The sequence below is a fragment of the Alkalihalophilus marmarensis DSM 21297 genome (genome assembly GCF_000474275.2).
GTDB classification, from domain to species: domain Bacteria; phylum Bacillota; class Bacilli; order Bacillales; family Bacillaceae_D; genus Alkalihalophilus; species Alkalihalophilus marmarensis.
The window spans coordinates 15,585-38,211 of record NZ_ATAE01000032.1 but is presented as its reverse complement, the minus strand read 5'-3'; the positions used below and the strand labels follow the sequence as shown (position 1 = coordinate 38,211).

Below are 22,627 nucleotides of genomic sequence, written 5' to 3'. Positions count from 1 at the left end.
ATGAAAATGCGTTCATTTTTACTATTGCTAGTAATGGGTCTTGTGTTAGCTGTTTTAGCTGCATGTGGTCCAGATCGCGAAGAAGAAGCTGCACCTGCGCCATCAGAAGGTGAAACTGAAGGTGAGGTAACAGAGGCAGAAAAGCCTGATACATTAACAATGTGGGTAAATGATGAAGATGCACAACTTGATGCATATGAAGAAATTACAGAACGCTTCACAGAAGAAACGGGAATTAATGTAGACATTACTCCATTCTCTATGCTTGACCAAACAGATGCATTATCTCTTGATGCTGCATCAGGCGGCGGACCGGACTTATTCTTCCAGCCAAACGATCGTATGGGTGATATTTACTTGCAAGGTTTAGCTGCAGAGCTTGAATTAACAGAAGAGCAATTAGAAGGTTACCCAGAAGGCGCAATCACAGCTCTTAGCTACGAGGGTGCTCAACTTGGAATTCCAGCTGTTATCGAAACATATGGCTTAATGTATAACACAGAGCTTGTTGAAGAAGCTCCTGCAACAATCGAAGAGTTAGAGCAAATTGCAGAAGAACTGACAAATGCATCAGCTGATGAATACGGGTTTTTAATGGAAGGAACGAACTTCTACTACCTTTATCCTTTCCTAGAGGCATACGGCGGTTATGTATTTAACCAAGATGATAATGGTGTGTATGATATTGAAGATATTGGTCTTGCAAACGAAGGTGCACAAGAAGGTGCAGAGCTTATCCAATCTTGGTTTGAAGCGGGATATCTTCCACAAGGAATCACTGGCGATATTATGAATGGTCTGTTTGAAGATGGAAAAGTAGGGGCAGTAGTTACAGGTCCTTGGAATATTCCAAACTACTCTGCTGCACTTGGTGACAATTTAGCAGTAGCTCCGCTTCCTTCAATTGATGGTGAAAATATGGCTTCATTCTCAGGTGTTAAGGGCTGGCTTGTAAATGAGTACAGTGAAAACATTGAATGGGCTACTGAACTTGCTTTATTTATCACAAACCCTGAAAATGCATTAACATATTTTGAAGTTGCTGGTGAGCTTCCTGCTCGTACAGATGTTGAAATAGATGACGAGCTTCGTGCTGGTTTAGTGGAGCAAGCTGAATATGCAGTTCCTATGCCAAACATCCCTGCAATGTCTCAAGTGTGGGATCCAATGGGAGATGCGTTTGAATTTATTTCTCAAGGTCAAGATGCACAAGAAGTTCTAGAAGAAGCAGTGGATCAAATTAAGGAGCAAATTCAACTTTCTGAAGGTGCTAATTAATCTCTGACTGCCCTAATAGGGAGGCTGGAGGGTCTATAGTGGACCCTCCTCCTTATCCTAGCATTAGAGGAGGACACATAACATGAAAAATTCGAATCGTGAACCACGTTCGCATAACCCAAATCTTGCCACGCTCCTATCTGTTGTGCCTGGTTTAGGGCAATTTTATAACCGCCGTTATGCAAAAGGATCGGCCTTCTTTATTCTCTTTGCAGCCTTCTTTGGCGTATTTTATAACTTTTTGAATATAGGCTTTTGGGGATTATTCACATTAGGAACCATTCCCCGAGTTGATGATTCTAGACTTTTATTAGCTCAAGGAATTATGTCTTTAATTCTCACTACATTTGCCATTTTATTTTATGTGATCAATTTAGTTGATGCACGTAAGGATGCAAAGAGAATTCAACAAGGCTGGGCTGCCCCAAGTGTCCGTGAAGGGTTTCGCCATGCATATGACAAGAGCTTTCCTTATTTATTAACAGCACCAGGACTATTGCTTTTAATTTTCACTGTCGTTTTTCCATTAATGTACATGGTAGGGCTCGCTTTTACAAACTACGGATTGTATAATGCGCCTCCAAGAAATCTGCTTGAATGGATTGGTTTTAAAAACTTTATCGATTTAGTGACTGTGCCGATTTGGCGTGACACCTTCTTTTCTGTTTTATCATGGACGCTCGTGTGGACGTTTGTAGCTACTACTTTACAAATCGCTCTAGCATTGTTTTTAGCACTGCTTGTTAACGATCCCCGTGTTAAAGGGAAAAAGTTTATTCGTACGATTTTAATTCTGCCTTGGGCTGTACCGGGGTTTGTAACAATTCTTATTTTCTCAGCAATGTTTAATGATAATTTTGGAACGATTAACCGTGATATTATTATTCCTCTCTTTGGTGGAGACGGGGTCCCTTGGATGAGTGATCCATTCTGGGCAAAAACAGCTTTAATTATGATCCAAGTATGGTTAGGCTTTCCTTTTGTATTTGCCCTATTTACAGGGGTGTTAACAAGTATTTCAAGTGATTGGTACGAGGCTGCGGATATGGACGGGGCAAATCGTCTGCAAAAGTTCCGCTTCATCACATTACCGCATGTCTTGTTTGCTACAGCACCGCTGCTTATTATGCAATATTCGTTTAACTTCAATAACTTTAATATTATTTACTTATTTAACCAAGGCGGCCCAGCGGTAAGAGGACAAAATGCCGGAGGAACCGACATTCTTATTTCATGGGTGTATGGCCTGACGTTTGAGACAAAACAGTACGGTATGGCTGCAGCAATTTCAATTATCATTGGTATCATGGTGGCTGGCTTTGCCTTCTTCCAATTCCGTCGAAGTCGTTCCTTTAAAGAGGAGGGAAGCGTATAATGGATCGTAAATCAAACAGCCGGAAAAATAACCGGAAATTAAAATCAAATCTTGAGGTAGCTGGAATCTATGCCGTTCTTTTGGTTATGTTCATTATTATCGGTTACCCGTTATTGTGGACGATCGGCTTATCTTTAAATCCCGGAACAAGCTTATACGGGGCAAAAATGTTTCCTCAAAACTGGTCATTTACGCATTATGAGTGGTTATTTACAAACCCGCGCAGTAACTATTTAACTTGGTATAAAAATACATTGATTGTTGCTGTATGTACGTCTGTGTTATCTACATTTACTGTAGCACTTGTTGCCTATGCATTTTCACGCTATCGTTTTAAAGGGCGTACGTATGGATTGTATGCTTTCCTAATGCTGCAAATGTTCCCTGTGTTAATGGCGATGGTGGCTCTTTATATCTTATTAAACACAGTGAACCTGCTAGATACGTTAACAGGATTAATTATCATTTATGTCGGTACATCTATTCCGATGAATGCCTTTTTAGTAAAAGGGTATTTTGATACCATTCCTAATGAACTTGATGAATCGGCTAAACTTGACGGGGCAGGACATTTCCGTATTTTCTTTACGATTATGCTTCCGCTTGCTAAACCGATCTTAGCGGTTGTTGCTTTATTTAACTTTATGACTCCATTTATGGATTTCATATTACCGCGGATCATTTTAAGAAGTCCTGAAAACTTCACATTAGCTCTAGGGTTATTCAATTTTGTTAACGATCAATTTGCTAATAACTTCACACGATTTGCAGCAGGGGCCATCTTAATTGCGATTCCAATTGCAACAGTATTCTTGCTTCTGCAGCGTTATCTTGTAACAGGCCTTACATCAGGAGCGACAAAAGGGTAAACATAATGCTGTAACGATCAAATGCGGTGGGGGCTCCACCGCATTCTCTATGTAGGGATTTGGAGATCAGAATCATAACAAGCGGCCTAATCTAAAAGAAGGCATTGTTCTTGGGTGAGAAGCTCGCTACAATATAAGAATATGAGATGACAGGAAATTAAAGGTGGGATTTGTTATGGCGGTTACGATCAAGGATGTTGCAAAGCTAGCTAATGTAGCTCCTTCAACCGTTTCAAGAGTAATTGCAAACAGTTCAAGAATTAGTGAACGCACGAAAGAACGCGTGAGGGAAGCGATGGAAGAGCTTGGCTATCATCCAAACTTTAATGCGAGAAGCCTGGTTAATCAACAGACAAATACATTAGGCGTGATTATTCCAAGCTCAGCAAAGATAGCCTTTCAAAACCCATTCTTTCCTGAGGTCATTCGAGGGATCACCTCTAAAGCATATCTAGAGAAGTTCGGTCTTTATCTATCAACAGGGCAAACTGAGAATGAAATACTAGAGGAAGTTCGACAGATGGTCCAAAGCCGCCGAGTCGATGGAATTTTATTACTTTATTCTAAAGTGGATGATAAGGTCATTAATTATTTAATTGAAGAAGATTTTCCGTTTGTTTTAATCGGCAGACCTTATGAAGCGGAAGCTATGAATGTGAGTTATGTGAACAATGACAATCTTAAAGCTGCAAAAACAGTCACAGAATATCTACTATTATTAGGTCATGAGAATATTGGATTTATCGGCGGTAATTTAGATTACGTTGTAACACGTGATCATAAAGAAGGGTATCAGCAAGCATTAAAGAAAGCGGGCGTAGAGTCTAAAGAAGAGTACATCGTTTATTACGATGAAATACAAGAAGGCGGACAGGAAGCGGTTATTGAGTTGATGTCATTGAAAACACCTCCGACCGCACTTGTCGTTGCAGATGATCTAATGGCTCTTGGAGTGTTGAGAATGCTTGATGAAATGGAGATCTCTGTGCCAGAAGAGATGTCGGTTGTAAGCTTTAATAATGTAATGCTATCTGAACTATCATCTCCGCCTTTGACAACGGTTGATATTCATATTTATGAATTGGGATTTCAAGCGACTGATTGCCTGATAAAGAAAATTCATGATCCAAAGCAGCCGACAAAAAAAATAATCGTTCCGCATAAATTCATTAAGCGTCAAACTTGTAGAAAGCGTATACCAGAGAAGGAAATCAGCTCATAGGCTTTTCCTTCTTTTTTTATGTTTAGAGTTACATTTCTAAGGTATAGATACAAGGTACATTCTTTTGTTTCGATCAGTTAAGAAGTGCTGTGATATAATAACGAAAAAGTATAAAGGAAGGAATTAGAAATCTATGCTGCCACAAAATAAAGCATTTCGATTTGGAGTAGGCCTTGCTCTTGTTTTCTTAATTATTTATTTAGGATCTCTAGTTGATTGGATCTTTAAGCCGATCGTGGTTCTTGTTCAAACTCTTTTTGCTCCTATTGTTCTTGCAGGAGTGTTGTTTTATTTATTAAGGCCATTTGTGAATTTATTATCAAAAAAACTGCCGAGAAGTATATCAATATTAATCCTTTACTTAATGGCAATAGGATTAATAACGTCGCTGATCTTACTTGTAGGACCTGAATTACAGCGTCAGTTTACCAGCTTAACACGTAACTGGCCGACTTTTATGAATGAAATTAGAAACATGATTATAGCTATTCAAGAAAATGAATATATTTCAAGGTTCCAAGAAAGTGAAAACTTCTCACTAGAAGAGATCACATCAAACTTAGAAGAATATATGACCAATATAATGTCTAGCATTGGTTCGAATGTCGCTAGCTTTATTGGATTTATCGCAAATGTAGTCATTGTTTTGATTATTATTCCATTTGTTTTATATTACATGTTGAAAGAAGGAGAGAAAGCTCCTAACCAAGTTCTCAGGCTGCTGCCTAGAAAACATCAGAAGGAAGGTCAACGAATCCTATCTGATATGGATTATGCATTGAGCTCTTATATTCAAGGGCAAATTATTGTTAGTATTTGTGTGGGTGTTCTTGTATACATAGGCTACCTTATCATCGGGATCGAGTATCCGCTTGTTTTAGCCCTAGTTGCCATGTTTACAAATGTGATTCCATTTGTAGGTCCGTGGATCGGGACGTTTCCTGGTGTGATCGTCGGGTTCCTTGATTCCCCGTTTATGGCGTTACTCGTAATAATAGTGGTAGTTGTTGTCCAACAAATTGAAAGTAATTTAATCTCTCCACAAGTTATGGGAAGAAAATTAGATATTCATCCGTTAACGATTATTTTATTATTGCTTGTTGCGAGCAGATTTGCTGGTCTGTTAGGCTTATTATTAGCCGTCCCGACATATGCAGTCGGAAAAGTAATTGTTCTGCACACTTATCGATTAATTATGCTGCGCAGACGTCCTATTGATTAATGATGATTAATGATGATTAATGATTAAACGAATAAATGAAGCAGAGTAAGGAGAGAGATAAATGAGCAATGAATTAGATGGTATTATCCAAGTCGATACGAATGAATTAAAAGGAATGGTGAACGATTCAGCCTCACCTATACTAATTGATGTTCGTGAAATAGATGAATACGAAGAAAGTCATATCCCTGGCGTTCCTTTAATCCCTATGCAAACAATCCCTGCTCATCTTGAGAAGCTTGATAAGTCAAAAAGCTACGTATTTATTTGTCGCAGCGGGGCGCGAAGTCAAAATGTAGCTCTTTATTTAAAAAATAACGGATTTAATGATGTTAGAAATTTCTACGGCGGTATGTTGAGCTGGGATGGGGATCGTCAGGAAGGTCTTGAATGGATGGTTGAAAATACCGAAGAGTTATATCGTTAAAAAGCTGCACAGTGTCAAAAGGCACTGTGCTTTCTTTTGAGTAATTTTAACGAGATGGGTGATGCTAAACATACTGAATGCAGAAAGGAGGAGTGTATAAATGTGGACAATCTTAATCATCTTGCTCATTTTATGGCTGTTAGGCTTTAGTTTTGAAATTGCAGGGAACTTAATCCATATCCTTCTGGTGATCGCATTAGTCTTGTTTATATTCCGTCTAATCACGGGAAGAAAAGCATAGTTGAATTCACGCTAAGAGCTCAGGTATCTGAGTTCTTTTTTTGATCAATAAAATGACATTAACCCCAAAAATAATGTAGATTGTTGTAGGAAAAAAGGTTAAATTCTAGTAAACTATTGACAATAGAGAATATTAATAGGGGTTGGAAAGATTGAATATAATAAAAATAGGTATTTTGTCTTTGGTCTTAAGTTGTTTGTTTTTCGTTTCACCTTCTCATTCTTACGCATCAGAAACAGCAAAGACTTGGTTTTATATAGATGGTCAAGAACAAAGGTACGTAGGAGAACCGGTAAAGATAGACGGTGAATGGTGGCTTCCTTTGAGACCGGTGTTAATGGAGGCAGCTCATTTTAATGGAGAGCTTAAGGATGGATATGGATATGTTCAAAAAATTATCCGAGTGCTGAATGAAGAGCGTCATAAAATGTCTCTGGCAGATGAGGATACAAGGGTTGGGAGCATTGAAAGCATTGAAAACAGAGAAATAACAGAAGAAGAGAAAGAACATGAAGAGATCCTTTCTTTTTTATCTAGTTTTTCTCTTGACTATATTCAAAATCGAGATATGATTCGGCTGGCAGATGTAGGAAAATTAGGCTTTGATTATTACATGTATCAAGACACGGGGATCATTCACCTTAATTCGCCAGGTCTGATGGATATGGCAGGCCTGTCTATCGGATTAAATAAAGAACAAGTAAACGGTGTATTAGGAGCCATTCACTGGAATACAGGGTATGGAATGACTGCTGATTATGTTGGTTTTTATGGATCAGAAAATGAGTTTACATATAGAGATCGGTACGGGTATGAAAGAAAAGAAAACGCCTTTGATGTTCAAATTGAAATCACAGATAATGCTCTATCACATTTGATCGTTTCAGATGCTGGTTACGAAACGTCAAAAGGAATTTCTGTAGGAGACCGATTAAATGATGCCGTTCGTGCGTATGGTAATCAGTATGTGAGAGAATCGATTGATGGAAAACAAGTGATCATTTATGATGTGGAGTTTGGTTCCATTTGGTTTATAGCAGGTAGTGATCAATCGATTGAACGTATCGGTTATTGGGATCACCAACTAAGAGGCTTTGGAGACAGTCAGCAAGAAGAAATAGAGGGAGCAGAGGAGATCTTTAACTAATCCTCTGCTTTGCTCTTTTATAGGTGGTCTGGTTCTTTTGAGTCAGTATACTTGCCGCGGCGGGCATTTTCCATTGCTTGTTGATTTTTCTTAGCATTGATTGCATTATTATCTTTCTTTTTTTTGTTTGAATCGCCAGTGTGTGACATAATTCACCTGCTTTCATAAATGATAGTATAGTGTGTGCATTCTCACCGGAAATCATGATAAATGTTTACTTTGATTTATTTAGGGAAAACATATTGTAACAATTTGAAAAGGTGGGAGATCATTTATGAATATGAAGCGAACTCTAGTTGCATCTGTTGTCGCAGGAGTAGCAAGTGCTACAACTATCCTTCTAAAAGATGAAGAAAGAAGAGAAAAAGCAAAACGTCAATTAAAGCAAATGTACACAAAAGTGACCAAGCAAAGAGCAGAAAATCAAAATGGTCAAACCGAGATTAAAGCAGGACACCCTGACCCGTATGATGTAGATGATAATAAAATGGTGAATGAAGGTGCCCTCTACAGTGTTCAAAGATATAATGAAAAACAACAGCAGAATCAATATTAAGTCACCAATGCGGGTGGCTTTTTGTTTGTTTTTTGATAAATCAGGGCAGGTTGTGTAGTAAAGGTAACTTGGGCTCTTATCGTAAGAATTATTTTAATGAAATAATTAAATTCCGGTGCTATAATAATCCGTATTACAAATGGAATCTAATTATTGGAAGGAGCAGACAAATTGATTACAATAAAAAATGAAACGATCCATAACATCCCTACGTTACATGTAGTGAAAGCAGAAAATGATCATACCAAACAACTTCCTACAGTCTTTTTCCTTCATGGGTATACAAGTGCTAAAGAACATAATTTAGCGATAGCCTATTTATTAGCAAAGAAAGGATTTCGGGTGATCCTGCCTGATGCCCTCCATCACGGGGAACGTGAGGGGGATGTGCGCGGAAAAGATCGTGATATTCTTTTTTGGAATATTGTCTTACAATCAATTAAAGAAATCAGCCTGATTAAAGATAATCTGCAGCAACGAGAATTGATCGATAATGATCGCATCGGCGTTGCAGGAACCTCAATGGGCGCGATCACAATGTATGGGGCACTCAGTCAATATTCTTGGATTCATTCGGCTGTTTCGTTTATGGGTACTGCCTATTTCCAGTCATTTGCTAATGCCCAAATTAAAATGATTGAAGACTCTGGGCATACGCTTGAAGAGAAAATGAAGCAAGCGATGTTAAGTCAGTTAAAAGCAGTGGACTTATCACAAAATCTAGAAGCATTAAATGAGAGACCGCTTTTGATTTGGCACGGGGAACAAGATCAAGTTGTACCTTTTGATTATTCAAAAGCTCTGTATGAACAGCTTTATGATCAATATGATCAAACAGATCGAATTCAGTTTATTCAAGAACCGAATACATCTCATAAGGTAACGAGACACGCAACGTTGCAAGGTGTAGATTGGTTTTGTACTCACCTCTTAAATGAAAAAGTGAAAGCATCTGTATGGTGATCGTATGGTAAACGAATTAAAGAAACTGTTGGTCATTATCTTTTCAGCGTTTTTATTAGCAATATCTTTGAACTTTTTTCTAATACCAGCTAATGTGTTTGCAAGTGGTTTTACAGGGGTGTCCCAATTATTGGCAACAATTTTACCCCTGTCAACTGGTATAATGTTATTCTTGCTGAATATTCCTGTAGCAATTATCGGATGGTTGAAAATTGGAAAGAGCTTCACCGTTTATAGTTTTTTAAACGTCGCTTTTACTACGTTATTTCTTGAAATTGTACCTATCACAAACTATTCAAGCGATATTTTATTAAATGCCGTATTTGGAGGTGTGATTGCCGCAATAGGAGCAGGCATCACTTTGAAAGTAGGTGCATCCACAGGCGGTATTGATATCATCGTGTTAATCTTATCAAGGTTAAGTGACCGCCCCGTAGGAATTTATTTCTTTTTACTAAATGGAGTGATTGTTCTAGCTTCCGGCTTTTTGTTTGATCCTGAAAAAGCATTATATACACTGGTTACTCTTTATGTGACATCACGTGTTATTGATGCCATTCATACACGTCATGTGAAGCTAACAGCAATGATTGTGACGAAGAAACCAGAAGAATTAAGACAGGCAATACACGAACGCATTACTAGAGGAATAACGAGACTGCCTGCTAAAGGCGGGTATATGGCGGATGAAAAAGAAGTTCTAATGACCGTGATTACTAGATATGAATTATATGATCTTAAGCATATCATCGATTCTGTCGATCCTGAAGCATTTACAAATATAATCGAAACAACAGGAATATATGGTTTGTTTCGCAAAGAGTAAAAAGGAGGATGTACATGAAACATGTATTTTCTATTCTTATGGCGCTTGGGTTGATCTTTATGACAGCATGTGGACAAACAGCTACCAGTCCAGGAGGAGACCAAGCAGAAGGGAACGATGCGGCTATGAATTCAGATTGGGCTGTTAATGTTACTACTGAACAAAATGGTGAGGGCGAGGTCGTTGTAGATATCGAAATAACAAATCAGATGGATGAAGCAGCTACATTGGACTTTACATCGGGTCAAAAATATGAATTGGTTGTTGTAGATGAAGAAGGAAATGAAGTATACCGTTACTCCAATGAGATGATGTTTACCATGGCGTTAACCTCTGAGACCTTTGAGCCGGGTGAAACAAAGTCTTATCAAGAAACTCTTTCAACTGATCAATGGTCATCAAGCACTCATACCATTTATATTGAAGTGGTTGCTGCTGCAGTTGACGGAGAAGAAGTAGAGAATAAGGAACAATTTAAAGCAGAAAGTTCCATTGAAATAGAGTAATTGAATTAGAGTAATTGAGTTTAAATAATTGGGATCGAATAAATGTAGAGAAAAGACTAAGCGAGTTTATATCGCTTAGTCTTTTTTGGGGTGTATTATTCATCTACAATATTCCATTTTTTCTTTGCGGCTTCTTGAATAGACTGCTTCATTTTACTCCACATCTCAGAGTGATGGGCCGGCGTTGGAGTTGTTGAGTTAGGGGAGTTTTCGGTGGTAGGCATATTTTTTGAGCCGATCCAATAGCTTTTATACGGCTCTTCATATTCTGCTTTCATCTTATTTTATAAACTCCTTTCTGGACTCGTAGTCAAACGTATTAAATGATGAATCTCTTCATTGGTCAATTCCGTTACCTGCTGTTCTCCTGCTTGCAGCACTTGATCTGCCAAAGATTGCTTTTGAGTTAACATCTTATCAATTCTCTCTTCGAGTGTACCTGAAGTCATTAATTTATGAACTGTCACATCTTTTGTCTGACCGATCCTAAAGGCACGGTCCGTTGCTTGATTTTCGACTGCAGGATTCCACCATCTGTCATAATGGATCACATGATTTGCCGCTGTTAAGTTTAGGCCAACTCCTCCTGCTTTAAGAGAAAGAACAAAAGCAGTGACTTCCGGGTCTTCTTGAAATCTCTCAATAGCCTCTTGCCGCTTCGGTCTTGTTAGACTGCCGTGTAGAAAAGGGACGTCTTTTTGATAGCGACGCTCTAGCTCCTCGGCTATTAACCGGCCCATTTCTTTATATTGAGAAAAAATTAATACCTTCTCGTTTCGATTGTGAATGTCTTCAACTAAAGCAAATAATTCATCCCACTTTCTTGAGTCATGCCTGCTTACTTCATCGGTTTTAAGAAATTGGGCAGGATGATTACAAATTTGCTTTAATTTTGTTAGACTTTTTAAGATTAAAGCGCGTCTCTCGAGCTGTGATACTTGATTCAGCCGGGATAAAATATCATCCACTACTGCCTGATACAGGGCAGCTTGTTCGACTGATAATGTCACCTTATGAACCTGCTCTAGCTTCTCCGGCAACCCTAACTGCAATAGTTCATCCGATTTCTTCCGCCTTAAAATAAATGGATAAATAAGCTGCTGCAGTGTCTTAAGCTTATCCTGATCCTGATCTTTTTCAATCGGCTTGATATAGGTATCTTGAAACGACTTGAAAGAGCCGAGGAATGATGGGTTGATCACATCAATTAACGACCATAATTCTTTTAATCGGTTTTCAATAGGTGTTCCAGTCAGGGCTAACCGATGAGCGGCTTTAATTTGCTTAATAGCGCGCCGCTGCTTTGTATCCACATTTTTAATGTGCTGAGCCTCATCTAAAATGAGCCCGTTCCAATGAGTGTTCTTTAACAAGTCTGTATCTCTGACTGCTAATTGATAGGAAGTTAAAATGATATCCCATTCTTCCAACGAATCAACTTCTTGTTCTGTCAGGCGTGACTGCCCGTGATGAACAAAAATTCGCGCACTAGGAGCGAATTTTTCACACTCTTTTAACCAGTTATAAATAAGTGAAGTTGGACAAATGAGCAGGAATGGTTTTCGTTGCTCTTTTGTTTGATTTTCTAACGTATATAGGATATAAGCAATCGTTTGAATCGATTTTCCAAGACCCATGTCATCAGCTAAGCAGCCGCCAAATCCTGTGTGTCGTAATTGAGCGATCCAAGAGACACCTTGATGCTGGTAAGGACGTAGCTCCCCTTGAAGGCTGTCAGGAAGCTCAATTAAAGGGGGGGCTTGTTTATATAATAATTCTAAAGATTTCTCAAGCGTCTCTCCCCAGTTAAAATCCCATTCTACGTCTAGTTCATCTATCCATTCTTCTGCATCTTGATCCTTTTTAAGGGCCTCAAAATACGTCGTCTCATTTAATGTACTGTTAAGGTAGGATTGAAGCTTTGCGGCAAGCTTTGGGTCCCAGCTGATCCATTCCCCGTTCGCATATATAAATGGTTTGCTGCCTTTAACAAATTGATCAAATTGTTCGGCTGTTAAGGTGCTGTCTCCAATAGCAACCTGATAAGTAAATGAAGCCAGGCTTTGCCAGTCGAGTAAAGGTTCACTTGTTGCTGGTTGATGAATGCCTTCTACTGTGAGCTCGACTTTTACTTTTTTACCCTCTTTTAACCATTTAGGCACAATAAGGTGAATGCCCATTGATTTAAGTAATGAGTGATGGATCGTAAAAAGCTCATACGCTTGATCAGCGCTAAGTTTTAAGGTAGGAGCAGAAACAGATAATGCATCAAGGATGGGAATCTTTGATTGCAGCTCTGTAACGTCCTTTTTTAGTTGGCTGATAGGATTGCTTCTCCACGGATGTTCCCCGCGCTCTAACTCACTCATCTCAATGACTTGGCTCGGATATTCACGGTCAATTACACAAAGAGAAATGCTCCAATCGTCATCTTGGTCATTCGGTTCAACGAGGGCAAGTGCTGTTTTGAAAGGTTCTACCTTAACTGTACCAAGTCGCTCTCCAAAAGCTTGTTCAGATAAATGGACATGCGCTTGATTGCTTGTGGCTAATGCTTCTAGTGAAGGTTTTAGCTCCTCGTCTGCTGCATGAATCCACTCTTGATAGGCAGCTTGACAATTAGGATCATTAAGAAGAGAGCGGATCGCCGAATCAGTAAAGCGCCGTAGAACGTCCTTAAAGTCTTCTAACAAGGTAGTCTGGCTTGATTTGGATTGAATATATGCTGTTGTCGGCCTTAACGAAAAGCTTACTTTAGGCAGAGCTTCTGACCACTCATTAAAGCGAAATGATGATAGATTCCATTCTCCGCTTGCTTTAGGCTCGATATCTCCACGTGCGATCAAGGATTTAACTTCAGAAAAAAGACTCATCCAATACTTTAAATCTGGTGAAAGGATAAGGTCTTCTTGCTCATCCCAATGGTCGATGAGCTCCCATTGATCTAGAAGCTCATTAATTGATAAACGAATACCTTCAATAGGAAAAGAGTAAGATTTCATTTGTTCTTGTGCTTGATAAATCGTCATTTGTCCTGCAGGAGAAACAAACTCCCTGTTTTTTAACGGTACATCAATAACCGCTTTTTCTGTTTCAACAAACGTCCCATAGAAACTATTTTGATCATGGCGGTAAAGCGCTAATTTGAGTTCAAATGCAGGAACTAAAAAAGGGTATTGAAAACTAACGATTTGATCGAATTTCGATCGATTCAGTTTTTCTGCCCAAAGAAAAAAGTTCCCTTCTAACCATCCGCAATGTACCATGATTTGTTTATTCAATCTTTTTCAACTCCTCAACAAACGCCCGATACGTTCGATACTGCTTCCTCATTTTAGCTATATAATGATAGAATTGCTCATTTTCCTCTAGTCTCTCATAAATTTTCTGCAATAACTTAATTGATGAGACCGCTGCTTCATAATGTACACGTGATTTTTTCTCCACCAGCCTGACAATAAATTGATGATGTATCGGCTTTGCGAGCTGTGGATAAGAAAGCTCTATATCTTTAAGCAAATCTTTTTTCTCCTGATGCAGCCTGAGCGGATCATGTTCAAAAATCAAAAAATAAGAGGCAGCTTCATTAAACATCTTGTATTCCCTTAATATTCGTAAATAAGTTAGAGTTGTTTCTGTCTGGTGCAAGGACTTTTTGAGCTCAGCTAACAATTCGTAGAGTAACGTTTCCTGGTCTTCTTCTGGTACATGGACAAATAAAGACTGAAATCGTGTGAAACTTGGTGATAATAACCACCTTCTCCAAACCGTTGACATTTCGTTTGCTGATTTATGGAGGGAAGCATTCATCTCATCAGCGATTCCTTGGAGAGAACCGTAACCTCTGTCGCCTCTATTAGGAAATAATTGATTAAACCATAACTGAATGGTCTTAAAGCGCTCTCGTTTTTTTAGACAAGTAAAATGTGGTGTTACTTCCTGTTGACTTAGATGCTGTTCTTTGCGTAACAAGGATAATGATTTAGACTCCTTGCCGACTAATAAGAGAATGTAGCTGTAGGCCACTAAGGTAGACCTTGCACACTCAGCTTCATGTAAAGTTTCTTGTAAGAAACTCTCTATCGCTTCAAGCTGTCTAGGTGGAACGAGATCAGCAAGATTTTGTACTAAATATGGCCAAGGGGATTTACTTAACTCGGCATCATATACGAAGTAAAACAGGATACGCTGAATCACCTTGTCAACTTCTTGTAAATCTTCTGTATCTTCCTTTAATAATAGGAGAATGTCGCTCATTAAGGAAGTGAAGTAATGGGAAAAACGGCGATCATACTCCTCATATGTTTGGAAACTGTTAGCTAAGGAGAAAACACCTTTAATATAAATTAACATTTTCTCTGCTTGCATTAGAAAATGATCTGTCTCCATACTTTTTTGTGTTTGGATAACAATTTGTTCAATTTGACTTTTGGTGAAGTAGCGTGAGGTAATAAGTGATTTATACGTTTTTATGATGTCTTGCTCTAATTCTTGTTCTAAAAGGTTATCTTCTGGAAAATCTTTGTCAATTGAAAGGTGGTCCAATTACCTTCACCCCGTTTCATTCTAAGTGCATTCTTTTATTGTATCGTTTTCGCTCTAAGAATGAAAGGGGAGAGGCGGTGAGGAGGGGCGTTGCATACTTCAAAAAAATAGTTTAGGAATAGACTTAGGAAAAGATCTAAAAAATCAGGGTCAAGGTCATTAGCATGAGGATGCTGCTTAATACAACAATAATTAAATTAGCTCCAAGATAGGCGGCTGTAATAGCTGTTAGTGCCCCAATTAAACTGAATAACACATTTTCATGAGCGGTTAAAATACCAGGAAATATGAGTGCTCCTAAGGCGGCATATGGGACATTTTTTAAAATAGCTTGAAGCCAAGGTGGAATCGGCAGGGAATCCATGAACGTCAATGGGAGCATTCTTGGTATATAGGTTACGATTGCCATCCCAGCTATAATAACAAGCATAGTCATATTCATATTAAGATACTCCTTTCTTTGGACGTATGTATTCGATGGCTGTTGAAGCGATTAATGTAGCTAAGATAATCGACCAACCGCTTGGTATAAATAAAGAAAGGAAACTGTTCAGTATTGCAGCACTGATTGCAAGCCACACTATTTTTCTTTGCTTTTTAAGGGAAGGGATTAAAAGGGCGATGAACATGGCATAAAGTGCAATCGCCATGCTTTCTTGGAGGGACTGAGGCAGCGCAGACCCCATGAGATAACCAACTCCTGTGTTTAAAACCCAGCTGGTATAGGCCATGACAGCCACACCGATAATAAATCCTGTCTTCACCTTTCCTTCCTGCGTCGAGGTAACAGCGAACACCTCATCTGTCAGCCCGAAGGAATAAATGGCTTTAGTAAGAGGGTGGGCATTTTCTACTTTTTCATTGACTGAGGCGCTCATAAGTAAATGACGGATGTTAACAATAAAGGTCGTAAAAATAATTTCAAACGCACCTGTTCCAATCGCTATTAAATTTAGAGCCATATATTGTGCCGCCCCTGCAAAGACGAACATACTCATAGCCATTGATTCAAAAAAGCTTAATCCAGTGCCTTTCGCTAATAACCCGAATGTGATCGCAGCAGGTAAATATCCGATCGCGATGCTTGTGCCGGCTAAAAGTCCGCGTGAAAATTCAGTTTTTTCTTGTGTGAGTACAGTTGAACTCATATTGATCTCCCCTACTATTAAATGATCATGGTACACTTATTACAAAAGTTACTCTCAAAATGTATGTTATGTTATATGATTGTATGTTATAAAATACATTTGCACAAGGAGATTTTTGATGGAGAAGGAACAGTTATCGAAATTAATTGGAGTTCGTTTAAAGGCTTTAAGAGTAGAGCAAGGATACAGCCTCGATCAATTGGCGCAAGTTACAACTGTTAGTAAACCGATGCTAGGTCAAATCGAAAGAGGTGAATCGAATCCTACGGTAGGGACTTTATGGAAAATTGCTAAAGGGTTGAATGTTTCATTTACATCTTTTCTTGAGGAAGAACAGGACACAGTGACCGTGGTGAAAAAAGAAGAGATAGAACCACTTACAGGCCACGATGAAGCGTTTAAAGTGTATCCTCTGTTTCCAAAACCTCTACATAAGCCATTTGAATTATTCTCATTCTCATTAGCTAAGGACAGTTCATATGTATCAGAACCTCATCAAAAAGGAGTAGAAGAGTATTTAGTGGTAGAAGAGGGGAATTTAGAGTTAACGGTAGGGAGTCAGCTTTATCAGTTAAAAAAGGGACAAGCGATTCATTTTAAAGCAGATGAAGTTCATGCCTATAAAAATACAGATGTGGAGGATGAGTGTATCGTAACGATGCTGATCTACTACCCGCCAAAATAAGTTGATAGGTTAAGCAGATGAAAGGAAGTGAGTGTTATGTGGGAATTGTTATTAGTCATGCTAGAGCGGCTCGGAATCATTGTAACAGTTGCCTTCTTAGTTACTCGCTTCCGTTTTGTCCGTAATATTATTGAAGAAAAAAATGTTTCGTCGATTCAACGCCTTCACTTTATTTTGATGTTCGGTTTGTTTGGCATCATCGGCACTTATACAGGTTTAACCATCAATGCTGAGGAAGGGGTCTACACGAGGTGGACGCTTTCTTTAACTGATGATGAAGCCATTGCCAATGCGAGGGTGATCGGCATTGTTGTTGCTGGACTCTTAGGTGGGTGGAAGGTAGGTATCGGCGCGGGGTTGATTGCCGGTATTCATCGTTACACCCTTGGAGGATTCTCTGCTTTGGCTTGTGCGATTTCTACAGTCTTAGCAGGTTTAATTGCGGGATATTTCTATAAAAAATACCGTAATCATCGGATGGTCACGTGGAAGAATGCCTTATTAATAGGAATGCTAGCTGAAGCTGTTCAAATGTTGATTATACTGCTTATTGCAAAGCCTTTCTCGGCTGCTTGGGCGCTGGTCTCAAGCATTGGCATACCAATGATTATTGCAAATGGAATCGGTACGGCTATTTTCATCTTAATTATTAGAAATGTGATAAACGAAGAAGAAAGAATGGGGAAGCTTCAAGCAGAACGTTCGTTTAAGCTGGCTAATCAAACGTTAAAGTATATGCGCAAGGGGCTCAATGAGAGCTCTGCTAAAGCAGCATGTCATATTTTATTTAAAGAGATTAAGGTTGCAGCAGTTTCGATCACAAACCACCAAACGGTGCTCGCTTATGTAGGCGAGGAAAATGGGAATGAAAAACAAGAAATTAAAACGAAAGCCACAAAAGAAGTATTAAAAACTGGGGAATGGAAGCTTGCTGATGCAAGGGATATGGAAGGTTTAAATGTACGAGAACCACATCATTCAGCCATTATTGCCCCGCTGATCCAAAATGAGAAGCCGGTTGGTACGTTAAAGCTGTATTTTAAATCAGAAAAAGAAAGAACTCCTACTACGATCGAGCTGGCAAAGGGATTAGCTGAATTATTAAGTCAGCAATTACAGTTGGCTTATGCAGATGATCAGTTAAAATTCGCAAAACAAGCAGAAATTAATGCACTAGAAGCACAAGTCAATCCTCATTTTTTATTTAATGCTCTTAATACGATTGTCGCATTAATAAGAACGGATCCAAACAAGGCAAGAAAGCTGCTTATATCCTTATCTAAGTTTTTTAGGCAGAACTTAACTGGAATCCATGCCAAAGAGGCAACGATAAAAGAGGAATTAAACCATGTGAAGGCTTATTTACAGATTGAACAGGCAAGGTTCAGTGATCGATTGGAGGTCTATTACGAAGTATCAGACTCTCTTATGCATGTTACAGTCCCTCCAATGACCTTGCAGCCTTTAGTGGAAAATGCGATGAAACATGGGTTGAAGGATAAAGTGGGACATTGCACGCTTTTCATCCGTGTGTATCAACATGAGCACTTTGTGTGCATAGATGTTGAAGATAGCGGGGTCGGAATATCTGCACAGAGGCAGAAAGAACTCTTTACTCGGCCTGTTCAATCTGAAGTTGGGACAGGAATTGGTTTATACAATATGAAAAGAAGACTTGAAATGATGTATGGAAGCGATTTTGAGATTAAGGTTAAGAGTGAGGTAGAGCAGGGAGCCACGTTTACTTTATGTATAAATCAAGAGAGGGACGAGCCTAATGACTAAAATTAAAACGATGATTATAGATGATGAACCGCACAGCAGGGATGAGCTCAGTCATCTTTTGAGTGAGCATAAAGATATTGAGGTTATTGATCGCTGCACTGATGCTCAATCTGGATTAGTCTCCATAATGAACAAAGAGCCTGACCTTGTTTTTCTGGATATAGACATGCCTAAAATAAATGGTCTGGAGCTTGCTTCCTCTTTAACTAAATTAAAAAAGAAACCGAAAGTGATTTTTGCTACGGCTCATGAACAATATGCAGCAAAAGCATTCCGAGTACAAGCTTTTGACTACTTATTAAAACCGTTCGATGAGGAGGAACTAAGAGAGGCGTTAAGCAGGTATAGAGACCAAACGGATGATAAAGAGTCTGATGAGCGGACTATAGAGAGCAGGCTTACTAGGCTTGCTGTAGAGGATAATGAAGAGATCAGCTATATCGACCCGAACACGATTATATACATGGCAAGAGAAGAAAGAGACACGGTCATTAGAACCATAGAAAAAGAGTACAGGCTGAGAACCCCTTTAAAGGACTTAAAGCAAAAGTTAGCCGGGTATCCATTTGTTCAAACACATAAAAGTTATCTCGTAAACGCCGCAGAGATTGCCGGTCTCATTCCTTGGTTCAATGGAGCTTATCAAATTAAGCTTAAGGGAGTGAAAGAAGAGATTCCTGCAAGCAGAACATATGTGAGGGCATTAAGGGAGAAATTTGAGTTATAAATCATTCGGAAAGTTACAAAGTTATCGGAGTGAGATGCGTTTTACCCTTAAAAATATACATCTCACTCACAATATTCGACATTTTAAACCGCTTACATGCTCTATAGGGATACAAGCTGATACAATAGCTTCAAGAAAACCTAAAGAGGTGAGCAAAAATGATAACGTTTGCAATATCAATTATTCTTCTAATTATAGGTTATTTCACATATGGCAAGTTTGTGGAGCGGATCTTTGGAGTGAAGCCTGATCGCCCTACACCAGCTTACTCAGAGCAGGACGGTGTAGACTATGTTCCGATGGGTACAAAACGTAATTCTCTTATTCAGCTTTTGAATATCGCTGGAGTAGGTCCAATCTTTGGTCCTATTATGGGAGCGTTGTATGGACCGGTAGCTTTTTTATGGATTGTACTAGGGGCGATCTTTGCCGGGGCTGTACATGATTATTTAACAGGAATGATTTCGATTCGTAATAAAGGAGCTCACTTACCTGAGCTTGCTGGTAAATTTTTAGGGAAAGCAATGAAACATATTGTAAACGCCTTCTCGGTTTTATTATTATTGCTGGTTGGAACGGTATTTGTTAGTGCTCCAGCTTCATTAATTGATAATATCACACCAGGATGGGTCACTTTAGGGATGATTGTAGCTGCCATTTTTGTTTACTATATTATTGCGACAATGCTTCCAATTGATAAAGTTATTGGACGTGTTTACCCGATTTTAGGAGCGTTACTATTAATTAGTGCTTTAGGTATTGGGGGAAGCTTGATCGTAACAGGGGCACCGATTCCTGAATTAACATTAACAAACATGCATCCTGAGGGCTTAATGATTTTTCCTTTATTGTTCTTAACGATTTCATGTGGGGCTTTATCTGGTTTCCATGCGACTCAGTCACCTATTATCTCACGTACCACGATGCGTGAGAAAAACGGCCGCAGCATTTTTTATGGGATGATGATTACAGAAGCCATCATTGCAATGATTTGGGCAGCGGCTGCAATGAGTTTGTTCCATGGCACAGATTTAAGTGCTCTTCTTGCAGCAGGAGGTCCTGGTGCAGTGGTAACTGAAATCTCTATTACGATGCTTGGGGCAATTGGAGGAACACTTGCTATCATTGGTGTCATTGTTCTTCCTATCACTTCAGGTGATACAGCTTTCCGTAGTGCACGTATGATTATTGCAGACTACTTTAAAATTGGACAAAAGAAAGTGATGAATCGTTTTTATATCGCTATTCCGATGTTTGCGATCTCTATGTATTTAACAACCATTAACTTTGATATTTTATGGCGTTATTTCTCTTGGGCCAATCAGTCAACGGCAATGATTGCTCTGTGGGTTGGTGCAATGTATCTTATTTTAGCTCGTAAATTACATTGGATTGCAAGTATTCCAGCAGCGTTTATGACGATGGTCACGTTCACGTATATTGCCAATGCGCAAATTGGATTCGGATTATCAATTGAGGTTTCTTATATGGTTGCGGCGGCAGGCACAGCTGTTGTTATAACCTTATTCACAAAGGCAGCCAAAAAGCGTCTTGGGATGAATATTGAAATTGATGAGCCAGCCGAGGAGAAAAGAGCAGCGGCATAATATCTTGAGCAGATGTTCCTATTAGGTCCCGATTAGTGGTCCCGGTAGGTCCCGAAAAAATGCAAGCACCATGTTTAGATGTGCTTGCTTTTTTCGCTGTCAAAAACAGCGGATAAAGTTGTCAGGCTTTGTCAAAGCAGCTTAGTAAGAGTCTAGAGCAGCTGTTCTACTTGTTCACGTCTTTGCAAAAGCTTCTTTAGTCTTCTTTTATGCGATTCAATTTGCGATTCATCAGCATCGAGCAGGGCTTCATGCAGTTCCATTAGGACATAATCAATCTCTAAGTTCATCATATTAAAAATAGTTTTGGGCTCTAGGGATTTACCATCATCTTTGTATTGAATCATAGATCCATTTCTGTTCATCATCACTTTTTCACTCCCATCAATTTCTATCATAGATTCAATGTCACCGGCTTGATACGACGTAATGTAGAGGGGACCTTCTGTAACACGTTTGACAATCGCATTTCCGCGTTCGCGTTGAAGTAGTTTTTCAAGGGCACTGGCAAGGACGTCATCATAAATGTGAAGACACTCAGCGGATAGGGTTAAAAATTCAGTGTTACGTATGAAGGGAAGTTCGTGAACGGAGTCCTCAAGTTCGATCATTAAATAAATCGTCTTAGAGTCGTATCGCCAAAACAGCGAATAATGGTGACTCATCATTCTCTTGATAAATTGATGGAGTGCTGGCTTAGTTAGTTCAATGTATACATCTGAAAATTCAACATCAACAAACGCTTCTCTCATTATCGTCCACACTCCTTTGCGGGCTTACGATAACCAATTTGTAAGGTTGCTACATCATATGTTTAATAGTCAGAAAAAAGAAGCAATTCGCCTAGTTTCTCAAATAAATGGGCATGGGCACAGAAACAAAAAAACTGATGGGAGTGTATCCCATCAGTTTAAAATCTAAATCCATATCGTTTAGAGACAATATCATAAAAGCCTAATGAATTATAAAGGGCTTTGGTAGCTTCGTTATTAATTCCTGTTTCTAGCTCAATCCCTTTAATATTCTCATTTTCAGCCCAGTAAATAATCTTTAAAAGCAGTTTTTTTGCGATTCCTTGATTACGATGTTCCTTATGAACATAAAGATCATTCAGCCAAATATAGTGGCCGCCCTTATCCATACTGATTCCAACATTAAAAAATGCCGCTCCAACCAGTGTATCATCCTTTTCAGCTACAAAAATATGAGCCTTAGACCCTTCTTGTAACGTTAAATGAATGGAAGATAGAAGCTGCTTATACGGATCTTCAGCCCACATAGAATCTACTTGACCCATTAAAAGGTCCGCTATTCTGTGCTGCGTTTCACTATCTGCACTCTTGGGTATTTCATAAACCTTAACCATGTTTTGCTCCCCCTGCACAATTATACGTGTTTGACCATATACATTATCCATTATAGCGTAACATAAAAGAAGGTAGGAGAATAGTAGATACCTAGCTGGTTGATTGTGTTAAATAAAAACGGCCATTCAAAG

At 39.0% G+C, this 22,627-nt stretch carries 24 protein-coding genes; 16 read left to right on the top strand and 8 right to left on the bottom strand.

All coding sequences use genetic code 11. From position 1 onward, the window contains the following. The 8 genes from A33I_RS11685 (at position 1) to A33I_RS11655 (ending at position 7,781) form a co-directional block, all read left to right on the top strand. Positions 1-1,278, top strand: a complete 1,278-nt coding sequence (locus A33I_RS11685) for an extracellular solute-binding protein (protein ID WP_022628602.1) — start codon at positions 1-3, stop codon at positions 1,276-1,278. 82 nt (positions 1,279-1,360) lie between these two features. Beyond that, positions 1,361-2,653 carry a carbohydrate ABC transporter permease gene (locus A33I_RS11680; protein WP_022628601.1) on the top strand — a complete coding sequence of 431 codons (1,293 nt, stop codon included), beginning with the start codon at positions 1,361-1,363 and terminating at the stop codon, positions 2,651-2,653. Then, positions 2,653-3,522: a sugar ABC transporter permease gene (locus tag A33I_RS11675; RefSeq protein ID WP_012959811.1), complete on the top strand. Its 870-nt coding sequence runs from the start codon at positions 2,653-2,655 to the stop codon at positions 3,520-3,522. Before A33I_RS11680 ends, A33I_RS11675 begins: the two co-directional genes overlap by 1 nt. A gap of 175 nt (positions 3,523-3,697) precedes the next feature. After that, positions 3,698-4,744 (top strand): LacI family DNA-binding transcriptional regulator, encoded by a 1,047-nt coding sequence (locus A33I_RS11670; RefSeq protein ID WP_012959810.1) that lies wholly within the window; start codon positions 3,698-3,700, stop codon positions 4,742-4,744. A gap of 136 nt (positions 4,745-4,880) precedes the next feature. Continuing rightward, complete coding sequence (locus tag A33I_RS11665) at positions 4,881-5,966, top strand: AI-2E family transporter (protein ID WP_201783212.1); 1,086 nt, start codon at positions 4,881-4,883, stop codon at positions 5,964-5,966. Positions 5,967-6,027: 61 nt separating this feature from the next. Continuing rightward, complete coding sequence (locus A33I_RS11660) at positions 6,028-6,393, top strand: rhodanese-like domain-containing protein (protein WP_022628599.1); 366 nt, start codon at positions 6,028-6,030, stop codon at positions 6,391-6,393. 100 nt (positions 6,394-6,493) lie between these two features. After that, on the top strand, positions 6,494-6,634 hold the full coding sequence (locus A33I_RS20595) for a lmo0937 family membrane protein (protein WP_012959807.1): 141 nt from the start codon (positions 6,494-6,496) through the stop codon (positions 6,632-6,634). Positions 6,635-6,785: 151 nt separating this feature from the next. Next, positions 6,786-7,781 carry a hypothetical protein gene (locus tag A33I_RS11655; RefSeq protein WP_022628598.1) on the top strand — a complete coding sequence of 332 codons (996 nt, stop codon included), beginning with the start codon at positions 6,786-6,788 and terminating at the stop codon, positions 7,779-7,781. 17 nt (positions 7,782-7,798) lie between these two features. Here A33I_RS11655 and A33I_RS20590 read toward each other — a convergent pair whose 3' ends face one another. Beyond that, positions 7,799-7,930, bottom strand: a complete 132-nt coding sequence (locus A33I_RS20590) for a DUF3941 domain-containing protein (RefSeq protein ID WP_152976473.1) — start codon at positions 7,928-7,930, stop codon at positions 7,799-7,801. Positions 7,931-8,055: 125 nt separating this feature from the next. Here A33I_RS20590 and A33I_RS11645 point away from each other — a divergent pair, with 125 nt between their 5' ends. The 4 genes from A33I_RS11645 to A33I_RS11630 all read left to right on the top strand — a co-directional run bounded on the left by A33I_RS11645 (position 8,056) and on the right by A33I_RS11630 (position 10,632). After that, the gene (locus A33I_RS11645; RefSeq protein WP_022628596.1) at positions 8,056-8,337 is read left to right on the top strand and encodes a hypothetical protein; all 282 of its coding nucleotides are present in this window, start codon (positions 8,056-8,058) and stop codon (positions 8,335-8,337) included. A 171-nt stretch (positions 8,338-8,508) separates the two neighbouring features. Further along, a complete protein-coding gene (gene yjfP / locus A33I_RS11640) occupies positions 8,509-9,300 on the top strand; it encodes an esterase (protein ID WP_022628595.1) in 792 nt (263 codons plus the stop codon). Positions 9,301-9,304: 4 nt separating this feature from the next. Next, positions 9,305-10,126 (top strand): YitT family protein, encoded by an 822-nt coding sequence (locus tag A33I_RS11635; RefSeq protein ID WP_022628594.1) that lies wholly within the window; start codon positions 9,305-9,307, stop codon positions 10,124-10,126. 14 nt (positions 10,127-10,140) lie between these two features. Next, a complete protein-coding gene (locus A33I_RS11630; protein ID WP_022628593.1) occupies positions 10,141-10,632 on the top strand; it encodes a BsuPI-related putative proteinase inhibitor in 492 nt (163 codons plus the stop codon). Positions 10,633-10,727: 95 nt separating this feature from the next. On the opposite strand, the gene A33I_RS11625 is transcribed toward A33I_RS11630, so the two are convergent. The 5 genes from A33I_RS11625 to A33I_RS11605 form a co-directional block, all read right to left on the bottom strand. Further along, positions 10,728-10,910: a hypothetical protein gene (locus A33I_RS11625; protein WP_012959800.1), complete on the bottom strand. Its 183-nt coding sequence runs from the start codon at positions 10,908-10,910 to the stop codon at positions 10,728-10,730. 6 nt (positions 10,911-10,916) lie between these two features. Beyond that, a complete protein-coding gene (locus A33I_RS11620) occupies positions 10,917-13,913 on the bottom strand; it encodes a DEAD/DEAH box helicase (RefSeq protein WP_022628592.1) in 2,997 nt (998 codons plus the stop codon). After that, the gene (locus A33I_RS11615) at positions 13,906-15,177 is read right to left on the bottom strand and encodes a hypothetical protein (protein WP_022628591.1); all 1,272 of its coding nucleotides are present in this window, start codon (positions 15,175-15,177) and stop codon (positions 13,906-13,908) included. The genes A33I_RS11620 and A33I_RS11615 overlap by 8 nt, the downstream gene beginning before the upstream one ends. 136 nt (positions 15,178-15,313) lie before the next feature. Further along, positions 15,314-15,619, bottom strand: a complete 306-nt coding sequence (locus A33I_RS11610) for an AzlD domain-containing protein (RefSeq protein ID WP_012959797.1) — start codon at positions 15,617-15,619, stop codon at positions 15,314-15,316. 1 nt (position 15,620) lies between these two features. Next, complete coding sequence (locus tag A33I_RS11605) at positions 15,621-16,325, bottom strand: AzlC family ABC transporter permease (protein ID WP_022628590.1); 705 nt, start codon at positions 16,323-16,325, stop codon at positions 15,621-15,623. A gap of 118 nt (positions 16,326-16,443) precedes the next feature. Here A33I_RS11605 and A33I_RS11600 point away from each other — a divergent pair, with 118 nt between their 5' ends. The 4 genes from A33I_RS11600 (at position 16,444) to A33I_RS11585 (ending at position 21,129) form a co-directional block, all read left to right on the top strand. Continuing rightward, complete coding sequence (locus A33I_RS11600; RefSeq protein ID WP_022628589.1) at positions 16,444-17,010, top strand: helix-turn-helix domain-containing protein; 567 nt, start codon at positions 16,444-16,446, stop codon at positions 17,008-17,010. Between the two features lie 36 nt (positions 17,011-17,046). Continuing rightward, positions 17,047-18,795 carry a sensor histidine kinase gene (locus A33I_RS11595; RefSeq protein WP_022628588.1) on the top strand — a complete coding sequence of 583 codons (1,749 nt, stop codon included), beginning with the start codon at positions 17,047-17,049 and terminating at the stop codon, positions 18,793-18,795. Then, a complete protein-coding gene (locus tag A33I_RS11590) occupies positions 18,788-19,522 on the top strand; it encodes a LytR/AlgR family response regulator transcription factor (protein WP_022628587.1) in 735 nt (244 codons plus the stop codon). Before A33I_RS11595 ends, A33I_RS11590 begins: the two co-directional genes overlap by 8 nt. Positions 19,523-19,680: 158 nt before the next feature. Further along, a complete protein-coding gene (locus tag A33I_RS11585; protein WP_022628586.1) occupies positions 19,681-21,129 on the top strand; it encodes a carbon starvation CstA family protein in 1,449 nt (482 codons plus the stop codon). Positions 21,130-21,281: 152 nt separating this feature from the next. On the opposite strand, the gene A33I_RS11580 is transcribed toward A33I_RS11585, so the two are convergent. Both A33I_RS11580 and A33I_RS11575 read right to left on the bottom strand, forming a co-directional pair. Beyond that, positions 21,282-21,881 (bottom strand): hypothetical protein, encoded by a 600-nt coding sequence (locus A33I_RS11580; protein WP_022628585.1) that lies wholly within the window; start codon positions 21,879-21,881, stop codon positions 21,282-21,284. A 158-nt stretch (positions 21,882-22,039) separates the two neighbouring features. Further along, positions 22,040-22,495, bottom strand: a complete 456-nt coding sequence (locus tag A33I_RS11575) for a GNAT family N-acetyltransferase (protein ID WP_012959790.1) — start codon at positions 22,493-22,495, stop codon at positions 22,040-22,042. Between the last annotated feature and the right edge of the window lie 132 nt (positions 22,496-22,627).